This is a genomic window from Olivibacter domesticus (assembly GCF_900109575.1).
Classification (GTDB): domain Bacteria; phylum Bacteroidota; class Bacteroidia; order Sphingobacteriales; family Sphingobacteriaceae; genus Olivibacter; species Olivibacter domesticus.
This window is the reverse complement of record NZ_FOAF01000014.1, coordinates 93918-112001: the sequence shown is the minus strand read 5'-3', so window position 1 is coordinate 112001 and position 18084 is coordinate 93918. Positions and strand designations below refer to the sequence as shown.

Below are 18084 nucleotides of genomic sequence, written 5' to 3'. Positions count from 1 at the left end.
AGGCGAACATATCTGTTTACGATCCGAAGGTACCGGAGCAGCAGGTTTACAGTGATCTGGATTATCTGGCTACCCGTAGCAGTGAAGAGAATAAGCAGTTGTTAAAAGTAGAAACAGAGCCGTATGAAGCATGTAAGAATGCCCATGCGATTGCTGTGCTGACGGAATGGGACGAGTTCAAGACGTACGACTGGCAACGTATCTATGATAATATGCTGAAACCGGCCAATATCTTTGACGGGCGCAATCTGTTGGATAAAGCTAAACTGGAAGCTATCGGCTTTCAGGTGAATGCCATTGGAAGCTAATTTTTATTATTATATGAAACCTTACAAGACCACTTCCAATCTGGAAGTGGTCTTTTTATTGGAATATATCGAGAGCTCAATAATTAACGGCATATAAGCTGGTATTTCTCGTTTTTCTTTCTTATGGTTGCAAGGAATTATTTCAATAAATAATGCGTTGGTATGTAACACTACTCTATGAAGCAGCCTTCTTTAAAGAGGATCGTAAGTGTCAATTTTTACACATTTAGCTCAACAAAATTTCTTAATATATTTAGATATTAGCGTCTTTATTCCTCATACTATAGCAATAAAGCTACGCAAACTAGCGCTTGCATAGTTATGGTACATTAGGAATGTTTGTGAGTTTTTGGGAAGGTGTGTGTATTCTTCGATAAATTAACTATTAGTTTTAAATACCGATTCTAGATAAAATAAATTTTGTTCATATTTTTGTTTTTATCCTAAACGGCGAATAACCATATTAAAGTAGCTATTTATCTAATAAATCAAGATGAATATAGCTGTTATGTTTTTCAATACTACATATGATTAAGAAAAACAAACTCAACTTTATTATTTGCATTAAAAGTACAGAATATGAAGATAAAGATAGGTATTGTAGACGATCATACACTGGTATTGGAATCACTAATTATGCTGGTGAATAATCTGTCTAATTTTGAAGTTACTTTACATGCGACTGATGGAAAGGATTTGCTGCAGAAATTAGAACGACAACATGATTATCCAGATATTTTGTTAGTAGACGTACTGATGCCTTATATGGAAGGGTCTGAAGTAATTTCAACCGTGAAAAAGTCTTATCCAAGCATAAGGTTGGTTGCTTTGTCTGTTTTAAATGATTCATTAAATGCTTTGAAGATGATTAAAGCAGGTTGCTGTGCTTATTTGTCTAAGAATATAAACGCCCTGGAATTAAAATTGGCACTAACTGAAATATGGTCTAAAGGTTATTATAATTCCCAGTTAATTGATATTGAAAATGGAGCGTTAATGAATGAATCAACTCCGTTAACCGATAGAGAACTGGAATTTTTAGAATTGGCATGTAGTGATCTGAATTATCAACAGATTGCTAAGAAGATGTTTCTATCAATAAAGACGATAGATGGCTATAGAGCTAATCTTTTCCATAAATTTCAAGTAAAAAGTCGAACAGGATTGATTTTAGAAGCCATTAAACGCAAGCTCATAACCGTTAATTAACAACAAATCCTCAATTATTTACTCAGAAACTGTGAAATTTGGATTAAAAAATGGATAGTACAAAACGTATATTAAAATTTACTTTTGTAAAGGTCAGTTTTGAAAGTTTACTATAATGAAATCAAGCTTATTTACAAATACATCATTAAATAGAGATAAAGGTATTGAAACACTACGAGGAATGGCTATCATTTTTATGGTTGCTGGACATGTAATAGGGAGTGATTATAGATCGGGTTTAAAAGTACCCGATAATTCTTGGTTTAGATATTTTTACTATTCATTTGAATATCTTAGAATGCCTTTGTTTACAGTTATTTCTGGTTTCGTATATGCGATGAGACCGATTTCTACTTCTGGCGAACAAAAAAAATTTATTAACAGAAAGATCGTAAGATTATTAATACCGTTTTTTATTGCAGTAACGTTGCTGTGTGTTTTTCAGGCTATTACACCAGGAACCAACGCAAAATTGCCATTTGATAAGTTTTGGAGGGCGTATGTCTTCCCTTACGCCCAGTTTTGGTTTGTTCAAGGAATATTTATTGTTTTCATAGTTATCTCGTTTTTGGAAATAGCGGGGGCTATGAAAAACTTGAAAGGATGGCTTCTTATCTTTTTAGCAAGTATTTTATTGTTTTATACTGACCTCATAAAGATTACGCTTTTCAGTTTAGACCGTGTTCCTTTTTTACTGATGTTTTTCCTTTTAGGATTAGGTATGAAACGATTTTACAGTAAATTATTTAATAATAAGCTAATCGCAGTTTGTTCTTTATTAGTTTTTCTGATGAGTATAGGGTACCAACAGTTTTTATATTTTAATGAAGGAGCCGAGAATCATAATGTAGTCAGCTTATTGACGATACTGGTTGGCACAACAGGGGCTTTTTTATTGGTGATGATGAGGTTTGATAGTCCTGCTTTGGCATGGATTGGAAATTATTCATATGAAATTTTTCTATACCACTCTTTTGGAACCGCAGGTAGTCGTATTTTTATGAAATTGCTAGGAATAAGTAATTTGAATGTATATTTTGCAATCTGTTTAATAATGGGTATCGCTTTGCCAATATTATTTAGGATTATTTGTGGAGCATCTCCTTTATTAACGACCATTTTGTTTGGTGAAAGGCGAAACAAAAACAGAGAGCATATTAAGGTAAAACAAAAAGAAGCAGCAATTACAACTACACCGTACTAATTCATCTTTTTGTTTCCGCATGCAGAAAAACTAAGCTAAAATACTCTTTCCAAACATGTATAATGATTGCACCACATACTTGCAGAAGAGGTATAGATTTCCTTAAAGAAATAGTAAATAGTTTTTTTGTTGCAAGTTTTATCAGGCCGAACGTAAAATCTAAAAGATGTTTCATAAACGCAAGGGAATTGTTTTTATATTTGCGAACATAGGTTCCGCCGGTTACTCTTCTGAATTTATTTAAAAGATCTTTTAGCTCATGCCTTGCCGGATGTTTAACTACTACATCAGCGCCGTAGACTATTTTATATTTTTTAAATATTCGCAAGGATAATTCATTATCACCATTAGATTTTAGTTCAGAATTAAAGCCGCCAAACTCTTCAATAATTTCTTTATAACTAAACCAGTTTGCGGTTACACAATACCCGTTAGCCACCTGTGAAGAGATGCGGAACGCAGTGAAACTTTCAAAGATCTCAGTTGGTGTCAGTTTTTCGACGTCTTTATAAAATAGATGTACGTCACCTGCAAGTATGCCTATATTTTTAGAAATATCTTTCTGAAAATGAATTTTAGCATTTTCCAACCAATCTCTTTCTGGCAAGCAGTCTGAATCAGTAAACGCAAGTACTTTGCCTCGAGCATGTTTTATTCCAAGATTGCGCGCGGCATAAGATCCTGGTTTTAGTTCGGTAATAACGGTTAGCTGCAATTGTTTATAAAAATTGTCATCGACAGTCGGTTCGCCTTCAGGATCATTATTTACAACGATAACTTCAAATTGATCTATTGGAAGGTTTTGATTTATTAAAGCTTCTAGGCAAGTGATTAATCTAATTTGATCTTTATAAGTCGGGATAATAACTGAGAAAAAAAGCTCTTTCATGAGTAAAATAATCTGTAAACAATGTTGTCGATACTTTTTTGACAAACAATTGGAACGCGTTTGTCAAAAATTAAAGTTCTTGTATTCTCAATCTTTTGCCAGATTGGTTGGTATCGAATGACTTTAACTACTAAATACGGCCCAAAAATAGTTCTATTTATTGCAAAAGCTTTTAAGGTTTTTACAACTGATAGTGAAATTGTGGAGAATTACATGATCTTTCATAATAAATTTGTGTTTTTTATGTGTAGCGAAATCGATCCAGATATCAGCGATTATTGTGTTTTTCCGTTATTCGGGCGAATAATCGTATTTGTTCGTTAAGTGTGCGGACTTGTCGTAAGTTGTGAAAAAATAGGTCAGAAAACGAGTATAAGGCTTAATGAGCTATCGCCTAATTTTGTAGATGTCTTAATTTGTTTTAATGGAGAAATTAGAAAATAGTAATTGTATAATGATTTATTAAGGATAGCTTAACACATTCAGCGTGAACTGATATCATGTTATCAATGCTTCTTTATACAATTTTAGAATAATTTAAAAAAATACGCGTTAAAGGTAATGAGCTTTTTGAAAAAAATAATTATAAAACCTTCTTAATGATATACCCGAGAACTTTATTACTCCATCTATTATTTGGAATTTTCTTTTGCCATAACTGTTTTTCTCAGTTCAATAACCCTATCAGCATGGAATTGGGAGGAGGGGGAACAGTTTTATATGGAGATCTCCAAAATAAAACATTGGCTTTTGGTACTCATATTGGCTTAGATTATCTTTTTAATCCTTTCATATCTGCGGGTGTACAAGGACTAATGGGAAAGCTTCAAGGCAATGATGCTTATGGAAGAGAAGCGCACAGTAAATTTGCAGGCGCAAATGTCAATATTAAATTGCGGTTAGGGCAATTTATGGCAGCTAAGAATAATTATAGCTTCTATATGCTGTCTCATCGCTCAGTTTTAAGCTATCTGGCTAATTTTTATTTGGGAGCCGGAATTGGCTTTATATATGCAGATGTAACAGCTAATCGAGGATTAAATGCAAATGATTTTCATGAAGGATTTGCCGGGAAAGATTTTGCTTATGAAATGATAATACCTTTAAATATTGGTATTGATATTCCATTTGCTTATTCTTTTAGGGGTCCCATGTGGGCAGTTAATATTAATTATCAATTAGGTTTGTCATCTGGAGATAACTTAGACGGATATACAAATGGTTATAGCGGACACCGTGATCGAATGGTGTACCTTTCTTTAGGAATAAAGAGATCAATAGGAAATGGTCTTAAATTTTGACCTATGTCATATAAAATTGTGTGTTTATACACATTTGTATGAAAAATAATGCTTATAGTAAAAAAATCAATTTATTTTGATAACATGGCGATATCTGTTGTACATGACGTCAAAGTGCAAAAAGGACGAGCGATGTTAAAATGATAATTTGATGTATTAGAGTTTAAAAGAAAAATAATTGGTTTATGTTAAAAAATTTAGACAGATCTAGTGGAAGCGTTACTCGTACTTCTTTTTATGGATTAATAGCAGCTGCTTTATTCATGACAGCATGTAGTTCTAATCGTGTGTATGATGCGCCACGTGTTTCAGCATTTAGAGGAAATCAATTGCCCGCTCCTCCAGGAATGGTGTATATCCCCTCTGGAACAATTTTTTATAAAAGTTCACAAGATAGTAGTGATATCGGTAAAAATGTGAGTTTGAGTGCTTTTTTTATTGATCAGACTGAAGTTACAAATAAACAATATCGTCAATTTGTAAATTGGGTAGCCGACTCTATTGCGGTTACGGATTATCTCAATGACGATCAATATTTTCTTGATCAGCCAGGAAATAATGATGAAGATAGTGTTTTAACAAATGAAAATCGGTTAATTGATTGGAAACGAGTTAAGAAGGAATCCCCACTATGGCAAAGCAGCAATCCAGAAATTCAAGAAAAACTTCGGCCGATGATGACTGTTGAAGCTGGAAAAAGGGTGCTTAACAAAACATTACTTAACTATCGTTTTTCCTACTTGAAAATGGATGGGAAAAATAACGATCAATATGTCACCGACGTAGTGGGAGTGATGCCCGTAGAGGATATTTGGTCTAAAGATTTCCCTAATGCTCAAATGAGCTCGATGGACGCTAATTATTTCAGACATGAATCTTTTGACTATAATCCCGTAGTAGGTGTTAGTTGGAAACAGGCACGCGCGTATACTGATTGGAGAGGGAAAGAGATTATGAATGAGCTTCAGAAAAATTCCTACCTTAAGGGATATCAACTAACTTTTAGCTTACCTACGGAGGCACAATGGCAATATGCTGCGGAAGGAAAACTTGACCCTGCTGATACTATTCAAAAAACGAGATTAACAATTGATGATAAAAAATCTGATAAAAAAAGGTTAGCTGTTAATTTTAAACAAGGGGAGGGGACCTATTCAAGAGATGGCTCTACTTTTACAGTACCCGTAAAATCATACACACCGAATGCTTTTGGCGTGTATAATATGGCGGGAAACGTTTCAGAATGGACGTTAGATGCCTTTAGTCCTTCTGCTATTGAATTTGTAAATGATTTAAATCCCGTATTATTGTATGATGCGGATGACAATGCGAGTTATGCATTAAAACGTAAAGTAGTAAGAGGTGGGGCCTGGAAAGATAATGGAAGCATGTTGAACAGCGATGCCAGAAATTATGAACAGCAAGATGAATCTCACTCGTATATCGGTTTTCGGTGCGTAATGTCGGCCTTTGAAATGACGACACCGCAGGTGAAGACACGTAAGTATAAAGATCGTTAATAGGAGGATAAGAAAATGAAACTTTTTGGATATAATGATAAGAAACCATCCACTGGTACGTGGATCGTTGCAATACCTTTTAAAAAAATAATGATTATTGTTGGTTTAATTTTCTTTTGTGCAGGAGGACTTCGGGCGCAAGAAACAACAACAATTATGCCTGATACGCTCTCTACCGAAGTAAATACGGAATCAGGGCAAGTAGTAGATTCTTTACCGGAAGATTCGGGAGAGATTTTGCAGGACACTATTCCGCAAACAGATGGATTTTATCAAGTTAATGATCTGAGGAATGCTGTACCTTTCGCCTTTCCGAAAGTAAATCCTAAGAATATTCGCTTTTATAAAAGAGTATGGCGAGATATTGATTTGAAAGATAAAGAAAACTATATTTTTGCAACACCGGGAGCATCGCTGATTGAAGCTATTATGCAAGGCATTAAAGTGGGAAAACTTACACCTTATAACCCTCAGGATGATGGCTTTAAAACCAAGCTTACTGCTAAGGAAGGTGAAGCAAGATTTACGGACAGTGTATTAGTGCCCATATTTGATAATGAAGGCAACCAGATTGATGCAAAAATGACCTTAAACGAGTTCAATCCTGAAAAAGTAACAAAGTTTCGTATTAAAGAAGATATCTTTTTTGATAAGCAACGCGGGAAATTAGAAAGCCGAATTATCGGCGTGGCCCCGTTGATGACCATTAACTCTTCATCGGAGTTAGCGGAATCTGTTGGTGAAACACCAGCATTTTGGTTGTATTTTCCACAATTACGATATCGTTTAGTGCAGATAGATGTATCAGATCCCGACAAGGAATTGTATGATATGACAATGGATGATTTGTTTGTGCAACGTAAATTTGCCAGTAAAATTATTCGAGAATCTTCTCCTAGCCAACAAGGGCAGTATGCGGACAATGAACAGCAACAAGAGGTACAGGCAGGTGAAATTGAAGATAAAATACAAGAGTATAAGACTCGTCTGTGGAAAAATCCAAAGGGAATAAAATCTGAAGAATTGGTTAGCCCTAACGATGATTACCGAGGAAATGGGAAAAAGGTAAAAAAAGCAGAAAAAGTTAAAAAAGAATTGGGAGAAGAGGTGGAAAATGAAAAGGTAGAGGGGAACGAAGTTAGTCAGTAGTATGTCTGATGGCATATAAAAATTTTATTGAATGAAAAAATTATTAATAATTTTTATTGTAGCACTTGCGAGTTTGCCAGTAAAAGCGCAGATTTGGGAAGAATATTCTAGCTTTTATCCATCAGTTGGTGTACAGCTTGGAGCAAGAGGTTTGGGTGTAGAAGGAAGTTATCCTGTATTGGAATCCTTTAACGTGCGTTTGGGAGCCAGTATTTTTCCTTCGGTAAAGACAAAATATGGCAGTAGGGTTTTTGCAATAAATAGATCTGATGTGTCTGTGTTTGCCGATTGGCAACCGCTATTTGGAAAAAGGAGCTGGATTGCTCGTAAGTGGATTGTAAGTATTGGAGCAGGTTATTTCTTTGAAAATAAGTTTGAGCGATATGTAGGTACCACTAAAGTGGCCGATCAGCCGAAAGATTATGATGTCGAATGGAGTAAATTTAGACCTTATATCGGTACGGGATTAAATGGAATAAGGCTTTCGCAGCGTTTGAACCTTTCGGTAAATGTTGGATATTATATTCCAACATCTCCAACTGAGGTGAAAATCCATGAAATGGACCCCATTGAAATACCGAGATTATTGGATAGGTTAGACTCTTTTCCATATAATGTGGCTCCAGGGGTCAATGCGCAGGTTGGAATATCCTATATCTTTTTTAAAAACAGTTATAATAAATATTTCCAATAATTTAAAGTATGAAGAAGAAAGACAATTCAAATTGGTTGCATGTAGCTATCTCATGGGGTGCGAGTGTGGTAATATTAGGAGCTTTGTTCAAAATCCTACACATAGGTGGGGCAATGGCTAACTATATGATAGGCGCTGGATTAGGAGTGGAAGCTTTTCTGTTTTTTCTAATGGGATTTAATCCGCCTGCTAAGGATCCAGAATGGGAAAGAGTATATCCGGAGCTTTCGGATAGTTATACTGGAGAACTGCCTAAATCATCTGCCCGTCAGGTTGCGACCGCGCCGGGTACATCTACAACTGCTGCGCTGGATAAAATGTTTGCTGATGCACAGGTTGGGCCTGATACTATCGAGAGTTTAGGTCGAGGTCTACGCTCTTTCAATGAGAAAGTTACAGCAATTAATAACATTTCAGATGCGTCTTTTGCTGCCAATGAATTTACTGAAAAGTTGCGGCAAGCTTCTTCAAAATTTGATCATTTAAGTGTAGCCTTTGAGAAAGCGTCGGAAAATCTCGTAGCTATGTCTACTTCCAATTCTGATACAAAAGGCTATCATGAACAGGTACAACAATTAACTCAAAACCTGGGATCTCTAAACGCTATGTATGAGAGGGAGTTGCATGACTCGAATACTCATTTACAATCAATGAATAGATTCTATGAACACTTAAGTTCTACTATGCAGAACTTCAATGAATCCTTAGATGATTCAAAAATGTTTAAGGATGAAGTCAGCAAGTTAGCCAAAAACCTCGCGGCGCTGAACGCGGTTTATGGTAATATGTTGAGCGCGATGAATCAACCGCGTACGTTTTAAATATTCATTGATAAATAATATATAATATTAATGGCTTTAGGAAAAGAAACCACGAGGCAGCGGATGATCAATATCATGTATTTGGTATTGTTGGCCATGCTGGCCTTAAATGTATCAGATACTATTTTAGATGCCTTTAAGAACATAAATGATAGCCTTGAAACGTCGCGGTCTAATGTAAACAATTCTGTAGAACAGTTGTTTATGGCTTTTGAAAACACAAAGTTGAAGGAAGAACCTGAACGAGCTAGACCTATTTACGAAAAAGCAAAAAAGGCACGTGCTATTGTAGGAGAACTTAACGAGTATATCAACTCCTTGAAAGGTGAATTTGAAAAGCAAGGAGGGGGCTATGATGAAAGTACTGGCGATTTGTCGCAACGAGATAACATGGATATTGCACCAGGCTTGATGGTTAATCAGAAGAAGGGGACTGAGTTAAAGGAGAAGATTAATAGTACACGTGAAAAATTGCTGGCGCTACTCGATGAAAAGGAGCGTGGAGCTGTTACTTTTTCATTGGTAGCAAATGATCCTGAAAAAAGGGTAAATGGAAAAAAGAGATGGGAAGATATTAATTTTGGTGACGGAACACCTCTTACTGCAGCGATGGCCATACTGACAAAAATTCAAGCAGATGCGCAAAATGCTGAATCGGATGTGGTGAAACGAATTCTTGGTAAAATGGACCAGGCTGTAGTTAATTTAGATCAGTTTGCTGCGGTAGCCGTTGCACCTACATCGTACTTAATTCAAGGGCAGCCCTACACGGCGGAGGTCTTTTTGACGGCCTATGATTCAAAGTCTGATCCTTCCATTTCCGTTAACGGAAGTGCCTTACAGGTAGCAAACGGTAAAGGGACATATAGCATTAATACCTCTAAAGAAGGCGCATTTACGTGGACAGGTATTGTTAAAGTAAAACAAACAGACGGTACGATAAAAGAGTACAGAACACCGGAGCAACGGTACCAGGTAGCAAGACCTTCGGCTGTAGTTTCGCCTGATAAAATGAATGTGCTCTACATAGGAGTAGATAACCCTCTTTCTGTTTCAGCACCTGGAACCCCAGCAGATAAGATCAAAGTAAGTATGAGTGGTGGAAGCCTCTCGGGCGCTAACGGTAAGTATGTGGCACGAGTATCTTCAGCTGGTACAGCAAAAATTTCTGTGGTAACAGAAGTGGCTCCGGGAAAAATGCAGACATTAAGCAGTACAGATTTCCGCGTTAAACGTATACCTGATCCAATTGCGAAATTTGGCGGCAAATCGGGCGGGACGATGCCTTCAGTGGCTCTGAAAGCACAGAATGCAGTGTTTGCAAGCCTAGATAACTTTGATTTTGATGCTAAATTCAGTATCACTAAATTTACCATGATCATTGCAAAACCGAGAGCGGATGCCGTGGTTTTGTCTACAACAGGGAATTCTCTTAGTGGAGCAATGAAAACAGCACTCAGCGGTATTGGTCCTGGAACGAGAGTGATTTTTGATAATATTATTGCTGTAGGCCCAGATGGATCACCTAGACAGTTAAATGCGGTAGCACTTTCTGCTAATTAAATACGGAAATTTAATCTTTATATACGATGAACAAAGATGCTCGAATATATGTTGCTGGCCATCGAGGGATGGTGGGGGGTGCTATCACACGGTACTTAACAACACATGGTTACACTAATTTGTTATTGAGGAGATCTAGTGAATTAGATTTACGTAACCAAGAAGCAGTAAATCAATTTTTTGAGGAAGAAAAACCAGATTATGTGTTTTTAGCTGCTGCCAAAGTAGGCGGTATTATAGCGAATAATACGTATCGTGCTGAGTTCTTGTATGATAATTTAATGATGGAAAGTAACATCATTCAAGCGGCACATGTTTACGGAACTAGCAAATTAATGTTCTTGGGAAGTAGTTGTATTTATCCGAAACTTGCTCCACAACCTCTAAGGGAGGATTACTTGTTAACCGGTCCGCTCGAGTCTACAAATGAACCCTATGCTATTGCTAAAATCGCTGGAATTAAACTCTGTGAAGCCTATAGAGATCAATATGGTTCGAATTTTATTAGTGTGATGCCAACAAACTTATATGGAATAGGAGATAACTATCATCCGCAAAATTCACATGTCTTACCCGCACTAATAAGGCGATTTCATGAGGCGAAAGAGCAAAATGCAGCCGTTGTTACTATTTGGGGAACAGGAAGACCCAAGCGCGAATTTTTGTATGCAGATGACTTAGCAGAAGCCTGTGTATACCTCATGGAAAACTACGATGGCAGAGAATTGATTAATGTAGGAACTGGAGAAGATTTAAGCATTGAGGAACTGGCGCTGCTTGTTAAAGAAATAACAGGTTTTGCAGGTGAAATTAAATATGATACAGAAAAACCAGATGGTACCCCTCGCAAATTGATGGATGTAACAAAATTACACGAATTGGGTTGGAAACATAAGATGCAGTTAAGGGATGGTATAAAATTAGCATACGATGATTTTTTACACGCTGAAGTAGTCGCGCAGAGATAATAGTAAGGGATATTTTTATCAAATCCAGAAAGCTATTCAAAAAGGTTGGAACTTCAACTTTTTGAATAGCTTTTTGTTTTTATAGGAAATTCCTAAGGTTTAAACATCGCTTATTAATTCTTTATATCGCTATGCATTTTGTGAAAAGATTCTCTTTTACTACAGCTGAATGCATGTTGTTTTGAATTGAACCACAAATAGACCGATATGTGTTTAAAAAACTGGTAACATATTTATACAGTTTTAGATAAAAATGGCACACAAGTTATCAATCTTCTTAATTAATGGGTTAAGCAGTTTTTCTTGGTTTGGCGTACAGATATAAAGATAATGGCATGAGGTGTTTAATTTTCATTGCACATCATAAGAACGTTCGTGCCCTTATGGTACCATATTTCAAATTTATGATTTAGTTTTATCGCCGAATTAAATACGGTAAATAGTATCTTAAACGAGATATTGATGGATATAAGTCAATATTGATAAGTGAGAAGGTCAGCTTAGAGTGATCATAATATTGTGCTCATCAAAAATATAGTATGCATTAAATGTTAGAAGACTTTTACCGAAAAAGTGATATGGTACTAAAATGCAATCGTTTTTAATTAACATTAATTGTATATGATCTGTCTGTGTTTTCAAATGCTTGCCATATTCGATTTAGGTTCTATATCGTGACAATACCGATCTTCTTGTATTATGCAACGGACATACTGAATAAAAGGACAATTTGCTTCGATGGACCACATGAATATTTCTTTTATGATCTTTCTGATTTTGTGAGCTAGAAAATTCATCATATCCTATTTGTAATTCTCAGTCGTTTGCAAATTTGTATGATCGCTTTATGAAAAAATCGTAAATATTAACTTCGACTGAAACGGAGAGCAAGAGATAACTAAAATAATTTAAAAAACATTCAAACTGAGTAACGAATATAAATGGATAATTCTAAAAGTCTGATTTTAAAAGGAGTGTTCTGGAACGGGCTTCAACTAGTTGTTAACCAGTCATTTACATTTATTGTTAGATTGATATTAGCAAAATTGCTTTTGCCTGAGCAATTTGGTATTATAGGTATGGCAACAGTATTTACTGGTTTTGTGCAAGTATTGACTGAATTGGGAATAGGAGCTGCATTGGTACAACGAAAGGATGATCAATTAAATCCCATACATTACCATACTTCGTTTTGGACAGGTGTCATTTGGTCTGCTTTGTTATTTTTACTTATGACCTTTGTTGCCGCACCATTTGCTGCAGATTTCTATAATGAACCTATTTTGAAAATTCTTATACCGGTAATCAGTATAGGGATATTACTGAGTCCAATCAATTTAGTTAATAAAGCGCAGTTAACTAAACAAATGAATTTCAAAAAGATCGCTAGAATCGAGAATATAACTAATATTATTGCAGGAATAATATCGATAGTGATGGCGCTCTTGGGTGCAGGTGTTTGGTCGCTTGCTTTTAATTCAACTGCAATAATTTTGTTTGCAATACCGCTCTATTTTAAGGCGACGGGTTGGTTTCCTAAATTAATATGGAGTAAGGAAGCTTTCAAAGATGTTTTTGGATTTGGAATTTATACCACTGGCACAAATGTCATTAACTACTTTATTAACAACGTTGACTACCTTTTAATAGGTAAAGTTTTGTCTGCTCAAGCGCTTGGTGCTTATACATTTGCTTTCGTTTTAACAGATACTTTCAGAGGAAAATTAATGTCGGTTATCAATAATGTAATGTACCCCTTATATGGAAAAAAGCAAGGAGACCCGGAAGCTTTAAAAAAATATTACTTAAAAGTAGTAAGTTATAATAGTATTATTATTTATCCAATAATGGTTCTTTTACTAACATTGGCAGAGCCCATCATCCTAAATATATTCGGGGAGAAATGGCATGATTCAATTATTCCTCTAAAGATCCTTTCTGTATCAGTTATGATTCATATGCTTGTAAATAGTAATACTGCCCTGATTAGAGGATTAGGCAAACCCGGTCTTGAAATGAAACTCCAATTATTTAAAGCCTTTATTTTTATACCTACTTTGATCTTTGGTATATACACAAATGGAATAATAGGGGCGTCGTGGGCGATTTTAATAAATAAAATTATTGCTGTAATAATAGCTCAATACACGTTTAACAAATTAATTAATATAAAAATATCAAGTAAGGAATTTTTTAGCGAGATAAAGGCTCCTTGGATTGCTTCCATATTAGCTTACAGTCTTGGGTATTTTTTGTATGTCACTCTTAACGTACATTACATAATAACGGGTGTAGCAATAATGATTATCTATTGTTTAACAATATTTGTGTCAATTGGTAAGGAGCTAACGCTTCAGATTAAAGAATTAAAAAGAATACGACAGTAATTAAAAGTTATGATTAACAGAATTAAGGAAATCAAAAAGCGAGTTTTAAATGTGGAATTGCCAAAGGTTTGTTATAAATCTAGATTTTTAACATCTATCTATTACTTTCTTTTTGACAAATCATTTTCCAGAGAATTGCAAGCCGTGTTAACAGGGAGAGTTAAACATGTTAACGAATCTAAAGTGCTAAAAGCTAATTACTTTCTTCTAGTGCGTAATACGCATCGTCTTGAAAAGGGGTTATTGATGAAACCTCGAAGAGACATTTTTGGGAAGGATTTCATTGTTGAAACGATAGACAGCTTTGAGGGGGTGTGGAAATCATCGAGTGAAGGTTATTCAAATCCACAAATGAAATGGTTTTATGATGTGATTTCTGAATATTTCCATGTCGTTAATGAAGGAGACAAAATTATACAAAGGGAGAAGTTAAGATTTAATAATATCATTTCTGAGATAAGTCCGCCTATGATAGAGACGCCTTTAGCACCATCCATTCCTTATTTTCGGGTAAAAGAGGAGCGAACAAAAATAGACTACGAGGAATTTTATCGCTTATGCAAACAGCGTAGGTCTGTCAGGTGGTTTTTAGAAAAAAAAGTACCAAGAGAATTGATCGATAAGGCAATCTTAGCAGCCAATCAAGCTCCCAGTGCTTGTAACAGACAACCCTTTGAGTTTCGTGTTTTCGACGATCTTGAGTTAGTGCGTAAAGTGGTTGATATTCCGATGGGTACAAAAGGGTATGGTCACTCTATCCCTGTTTTGATCGTTTTAGTAGGTAATCTTGATGCCTATTTTGACGAGAGAGACAGGCATATTATTTATATTGATGCTTCGTTGGCTTCCATGTCATTCATGTTTGCGCTTGAAACATTAGGATTGAGCAGTTGCTCAATTAACTGGCCAGATATTGAAGAAAAAGAGAAAAAAATGGAAACAGTATTAAAGCTTGAAAAATATCAACGTCCTATTATGTGTATAGGTGTTGGTTATCCCGATCCTGAGGGATTAGTTGCTTTTTCCGAAAAAAGACCGTTGCACCAGATAAGAAGATTTAATTAAGATATTCAAAAAAGGAACGAAAATGAATAAGTATGTCATCGAATTAAGAGGAGTAGAATTTCACAATAAGGGTGCTGAACTAATGCTAATGGCAGTATTGGAAAAGGTGCGGAAAGAATTGCCGGGGGCTATGTTCGTTATGGAGAAAAACGATGTTAATGCCCCAATACATAAACAACGGGAAGTAGGTGTTTATACCAAGCTGAACTTTAAAAAGTTTGGCGTTAATATGAAACATCTTGGATTTTTAGCATCAAAAGAAATGAGACTGAAGCATGGGTATGTACTTGATAAAGAGATCAACATTGTTCTTGACGGTTCAGGTTTTGCCTTTGGTGATTTTTGGGGCGCCCAGAAAGCTGGGGAAAGGTTGGCCAACCATATTGCTGGTTGGAAAAAGGAAGGTAAAAAAGTAATACTTTTGTCTCAGGCATTTGGTGCCTTTAAGGATGAACGATTACAGGCAAAAATGAAAATTATCTTGGACAATGCAGATTTGATCTTCGCTCGGGATAAGTATTCACATGAGTATTTGAATGAAATCCCTGGTAAAAAAGATAAGATTTTTTTAAGGCCTGATTTTACAAATTTAACAGAAGGCAAGCTGCCTGCATACTTTGATAAACAAAAATGTGAAGTAGCTATAATTCCTAATAATAAGTTACTTGAGTCGAATACATTTCAAGACCGAGATGACTACATTACATTTCTAAAAAATCTTTGCAAGGATATAGAAAAATTAGACAAGAAGCCTTTCTTTTTGATACATGAGGGGCATAAAGATTTAATGTTAGCAGAAGAAGTAAACAAGAAATTCAATCTAAACGTGACGATCTTAAAAGAAGACGATCCAAAACATGTTAAAGGTATAATAGGGAATTCTTTTGCGGTGATAACATCTAGATTTCATGGATTAGTTAGTTCATTGGCGCAGGCGGTGCCATGCCTCTGCATTGGATGGAGTCATAAGTACCAAGCATTAATGGAAGATTATAACTACGATGAAGGGTTACTCAGGGACAATTCTCTAAAAGGTGAAGGATTGAGAGAAAAGTTAGAGATGATTTTAGGAGAAAATACGATTGAAATCCGTGAAAAATTAAAATCAGCCTCTATTAAACAAAAAGAGTTAGCGCAGGATATGTGGAGTAAGGTCTTTGAAGTAATTAAGTGAGCATAAATATAAAAGGATGCCGTCCAGTAATAATCATAATTGACGGCATCCTTAAAAAAAGAAAAATAAATATATATTACTGAAGAATATCTGACATCATTTCTTCAATTTTTCTCTCTAGATTTTCTTCAATCAACTTGTAATTTGTCGGCGAATCCAATGGTAATCTTGCACTACAATAGAATTTTATCTTCGGTTCAGTTCCAGATGGTCTTGCCGAAACAACGCTTCCGTCTGATGTTATAAATTGTAAGACATCTGATTTGGGTAAGTTGATTGTTTCTTTTGCCCCACTTAATTGATCAATCGAAACACTATTCTCATAATCCTTTACGAGAGCGACTGGATTTCCTCCCAAAGTTTTTGGAGGGGAAGTTCTCAGACGATCCATCATTGCCTTAATTTCCTCAGCACCGCTTTTGCCTTTTTTTGTTAAAGAAATTAATTTTTCCCTATAGAAGCCATGATTTAAATAAAGTGAGGTGAGCGCCTCATATAAACTTTGACCCTGACTCTTATAATAGGCTGTCATCTCTGCTATGAACGCGCATGATACGATAGCGTCTTTGTCTCTGACTAAGTCGCCAACGAGATAACCATAGCTTTCTTCGCCCCCCACTAGGAAATTTTCCTTTCCTAGTAAATCAGTCATAAGTTCACCAATGTATTTAAAGCCTGTGAGAACTTCATAGCACTTAATATTATATGAACTTGATATCTCTTGGATTAAATTAGTTGTTACGATGGTTTTACAAGTAAAGTCATTTTCTTGCAATTGATTTTTCTCACTTTTGATTTTTAGCACATAGTCAACCAATAAAGAGCCTATTTGATTGCCATTAAGCAATTGGAACGCTCCCTCATGATTTTTAACGGCAACACCTACTCTGTCGGCATCCGGATCAGTGGCCAAAAGTAAGTCGGCATCTAAGGCGACTGCTTCCTCCAAGCCTTTAGACATAGCTTCTTCTTCTTCAGGATTGGGATAAATAACAGTTGGGAAGTTTCCATCTGGAGTGGCTTGAGAAGCGACTACATGAACATTGGTAAATCCCCACAGTGATAGAACCTTTGGGACAGCAGTTATGCCTGTTCCATGAATTGGGGAATAGACAATCTTTAAATTTTGTTGTTGAGATACCGCATCAGGGTGTAATGATAAATCCACAAGCTCCTTGAAATACAGCTGGTCAATTTCATCATCTATTTTTTTTATAAGGGCGTCATTTTTATCAAATTTAACCTCATTTATTGATAGGGCATTAACTTCTTGAATAACGTTATTATCATGAGGCGCAATAAGTTGACCGCCATCATTCCAATATGCTTTATAACCGTTATATTCCTTCGGGTTATGGGAGGCGGTTATCATAACGCCGCTCTGACACCCTAGTTTTCTAATGGCAAAAGACAACTCTGGGGTTGGCCTTAATTCATTAAATAAATATACATAAATATCATTAGCTGAAAAAACATCTGCTACAGTTTGAGCGAATAGCGGGGATGAATTTCGGCTATCAAAACTAACTGCAACCTTAATGGATTGATTTGAGTAGGTTTTCTTTAAATAATTAGCTAAGCCTTGAGTGGCCTTACCAATAGTATAGATGTTCATACGGTTTGTACCAACTCCCATTAACCCGCGTAAACCGCCTGTGCCAAAAGAAAGATCCTTGTAGAAGGCATCGTTTAATTCCTCTAGATTGTTTTTGTCAATTAACTCTTGAATTGACTTTTTTGTTTCATCATTGTAATTTCCGTTTAACCACTGCTCAATTTTTTGATTGATAGATGACTCTAAGTTATTAATTGCCATATGAAAATCTTGTTTA

At 35.7% G+C, this 18084-nt stretch carries 15 protein-coding genes; 13 read left to right on the top strand and 2 right to left on the bottom strand.

All coding sequences use genetic code 11. The annotated features are described in order from the left end of the window. From BMY50_RS26550 to BMY50_RS26540, 3 genes are all read left to right on the top strand, one after another. The coding region (locus BMY50_RS26550; RefSeq protein WP_317040869.1) for a UDP binding domain-containing protein at positions 1–308 on the top strand (308 nt) is incomplete at its 5' end. Positions 309–887: 579 nt separating this feature from the next. Next, positions 888–1517, top strand: coding sequence for a response regulator transcription factor (locus BMY50_RS26545; protein WP_093332530.1), 630 nt, complete (start codon positions 888–890; stop codon positions 1515–1517). Positions 1518–1632: 115 nt separating this feature from the next. Beyond that, complete coding sequence (locus BMY50_RS26540; RefSeq protein ID WP_093332528.1) at positions 1633–2721, top strand: acyltransferase family protein; 1089 nt, start codon at positions 1633–1635, stop codon at positions 2719–2721. A 1-nt stretch (position 2722) separates the two neighbouring features. Here the strand turns inward: BMY50_RS26540 and BMY50_RS26535 are convergent, their stop codons facing one another. Continuing rightward, positions 2723–3610, bottom strand: a complete 888-nt coding sequence (locus BMY50_RS26535; RefSeq protein WP_093332527.1) for a glycosyltransferase — start codon at positions 3608–3610, stop codon at positions 2723–2725. Positions 3611–4209: 599 nt separating this feature from the next. On the opposite strand from BMY50_RS26535, the gene BMY50_RS26525 reads away from it, so the two are divergent. The 10 genes from BMY50_RS26525 (at position 4210) to BMY50_RS26480 (ending at position 16252) form a co-directional block, all read left to right on the top strand. Continuing rightward, the gene (locus BMY50_RS26525; protein WP_139202339.1) at positions 4210–4911 is read left to right on the top strand and encodes a hypothetical protein; all 702 of its coding nucleotides are present in this window, start codon (positions 4210–4212) and stop codon (positions 4909–4911) included. A 185-nt stretch (positions 4912–5096) separates the two neighbouring features. Further along, entirely contained in the window at positions 5097–6431 is a 1335-nt protein-coding gene (gene porK, locus BMY50_RS26520; protein WP_093332519.1) for a T9SS ring complex lipoprotein PorK/GldK, read from the top strand. A 15-nt stretch (positions 6432–6446) separates the two neighbouring features. Further along, positions 6447–7580, top strand: a complete 1134-nt coding sequence (gene porN / locus BMY50_RS26515; RefSeq protein WP_093332517.1) for a type IX secretion system ring subunit PorN/GldN — start codon at positions 6447–6449, stop codon at positions 7578–7580. Between the two features lie 31 nt (positions 7581–7611). Further along, complete coding sequence (locus BMY50_RS26510; protein WP_093332511.1) at positions 7612–8274, top strand: hypothetical protein; 663 nt, start codon at positions 7612–7614, stop codon at positions 8272–8274. Between the two features lie 8 nt (positions 8275–8282). Beyond that, complete coding sequence (porL, locus tag BMY50_RS26505; RefSeq protein ID WP_093332507.1) at positions 8283–9095, top strand: type IX secretion system motor protein PorL/GldL; 813 nt, start codon at positions 8283–8285, stop codon at positions 9093–9095. A 30-nt stretch (positions 9096–9125) separates the two neighbouring features. After that, positions 9126–10658 carry a type IX secretion system motor protein PorM/GldM gene (gene porM, locus BMY50_RS26500; RefSeq protein WP_093332506.1) on the top strand — a complete coding sequence of 511 codons (1533 nt, stop codon included), beginning with the start codon at positions 9126–9128 and terminating at the stop codon, positions 10656–10658. A 26-nt stretch (positions 10659–10684) separates the two neighbouring features. Continuing rightward, on the top strand, positions 10685–11626 hold the full coding sequence (fcl, locus tag BMY50_RS26495; RefSeq protein WP_093332504.1) for a GDP-L-fucose synthase: 942 nt from the start codon (positions 10685–10687) through the stop codon (positions 11624–11626). Positions 11627–12567: 941 nt separating this feature from the next. Next, complete coding sequence (locus BMY50_RS26490; protein ID WP_093332503.1) at positions 12568–14013, top strand: lipopolysaccharide biosynthesis protein; 1446 nt, start codon at positions 12568–12570, stop codon at positions 14011–14013. A gap of 9 nt (positions 14014–14022) precedes the next feature. Beyond that, the gene (locus BMY50_RS26485; protein WP_093332502.1) at positions 14023–15078 is read left to right on the top strand and encodes a nitroreductase family protein; all 1056 of its coding nucleotides are present in this window, start codon (positions 14023–14025) and stop codon (positions 15076–15078) included. 22 nt (positions 15079–15100) lie between these two features. Further along, positions 15101–16252, top strand: a complete 1152-nt coding sequence (locus BMY50_RS26480; protein ID WP_093332501.1) for a polysaccharide pyruvyl transferase family protein — start codon at positions 15101–15103, stop codon at positions 16250–16252. 76 nt (positions 16253–16328) lie between these two features. Here the strand turns inward: BMY50_RS26480 and BMY50_RS26475 are convergent, their stop codons facing one another. Beyond that, positions 16329–18068, bottom strand: a complete 1740-nt coding sequence (locus BMY50_RS26475; RefSeq protein WP_202907950.1) for a phospho-sugar mutase — start codon at positions 18066–18068, stop codon at positions 16329–16331. Between the last annotated feature and the right edge of the window lie 16 nt (positions 18069–18084).

Excerpts from the sequence above, each read along its gene's own strand:
- BMY50_RS26480 (WP_093332501.1), top strand. The coding sequence starts at position 15,101 with ATGAATAAGTATGTCATCGAATTAAGAGGAGTAGAATTTCACAATAAG.
- BMY50_RS26490 (WP_093332503.1), top strand. The coding sequence starts at position 12,568 with ATGGATAATTCTAAAAGTCTGATTTTAAAAGGAGTGTTCTGGAACGGG.
- porN (WP_093332517.1), top strand. The coding sequence starts at position 6,447 with ATGAAACTTTTTGGATATAATGATAAGAAACCATCCACTGGTACGTGG.
- porL (WP_093332507.1), top strand. The coding sequence starts at position 8,283 with ATGAAGAAGAAAGACAATTCAAATTGGTTGCATGTAGCTATCTCATGG.
- porK (WP_093332519.1), top strand. The coding sequence starts at position 5,097 with ATGTTAAAAAATTTAGACAGATCTAGTGGAAGCGTTACTCGTACTTCT.
- BMY50_RS26510 (WP_093332511.1), top strand. The coding sequence starts at position 7,612 with ATGAAAAAATTATTAATAATTTTTATTGTAGCACTTGCGAGTTTGCCA.
- fcl (WP_093332504.1), top strand. The coding sequence starts at position 10,685 with ATGAACAAAGATGCTCGAATATATGTTGCTGGCCATCGAGGGATGGTG.
- BMY50_RS26525 (WP_139202339.1), top strand. The coding sequence starts at position 4,210 with ATGATATACCCGAGAACTTTATTACTCCATCTATTATTTGGAATTTTC.
- porM (WP_093332506.1), top strand. The coding sequence starts at position 9,126 with ATGGCTTTAGGAAAAGAAACCACGAGGCAGCGGATGATCAATATCATG.
- BMY50_RS26535 (WP_093332527.1), bottom strand. The coding sequence starts at position 3,610 with ATGAAAGAGCTTTTTTTCTCAGTTATTATCCCGACTTATAAAGATCAA.
- BMY50_RS26545 (WP_093332530.1), top strand. The coding sequence starts at position 888 with ATGAAGATAAAGATAGGTATTGTAGACGATCATACACTGGTATTGGAA.
- BMY50_RS26540 (WP_093332528.1), top strand. The coding sequence starts at position 1,633 with ATGAAATCAAGCTTATTTACAAATACATCATTAAATAGAGATAAAGGT.
- BMY50_RS26475 (WP_202907950.1), bottom strand. The coding sequence starts at position 18,068 with ATGGCAATTAATAACTTAGAGTCATCTATCAATCAAAAAATTGAGCAG.
- BMY50_RS26485 (WP_093332502.1), top strand. The coding sequence starts at position 14,023 with ATGATTAACAGAATTAAGGAAATCAAAAAGCGAGTTTTAAATGTGGAA.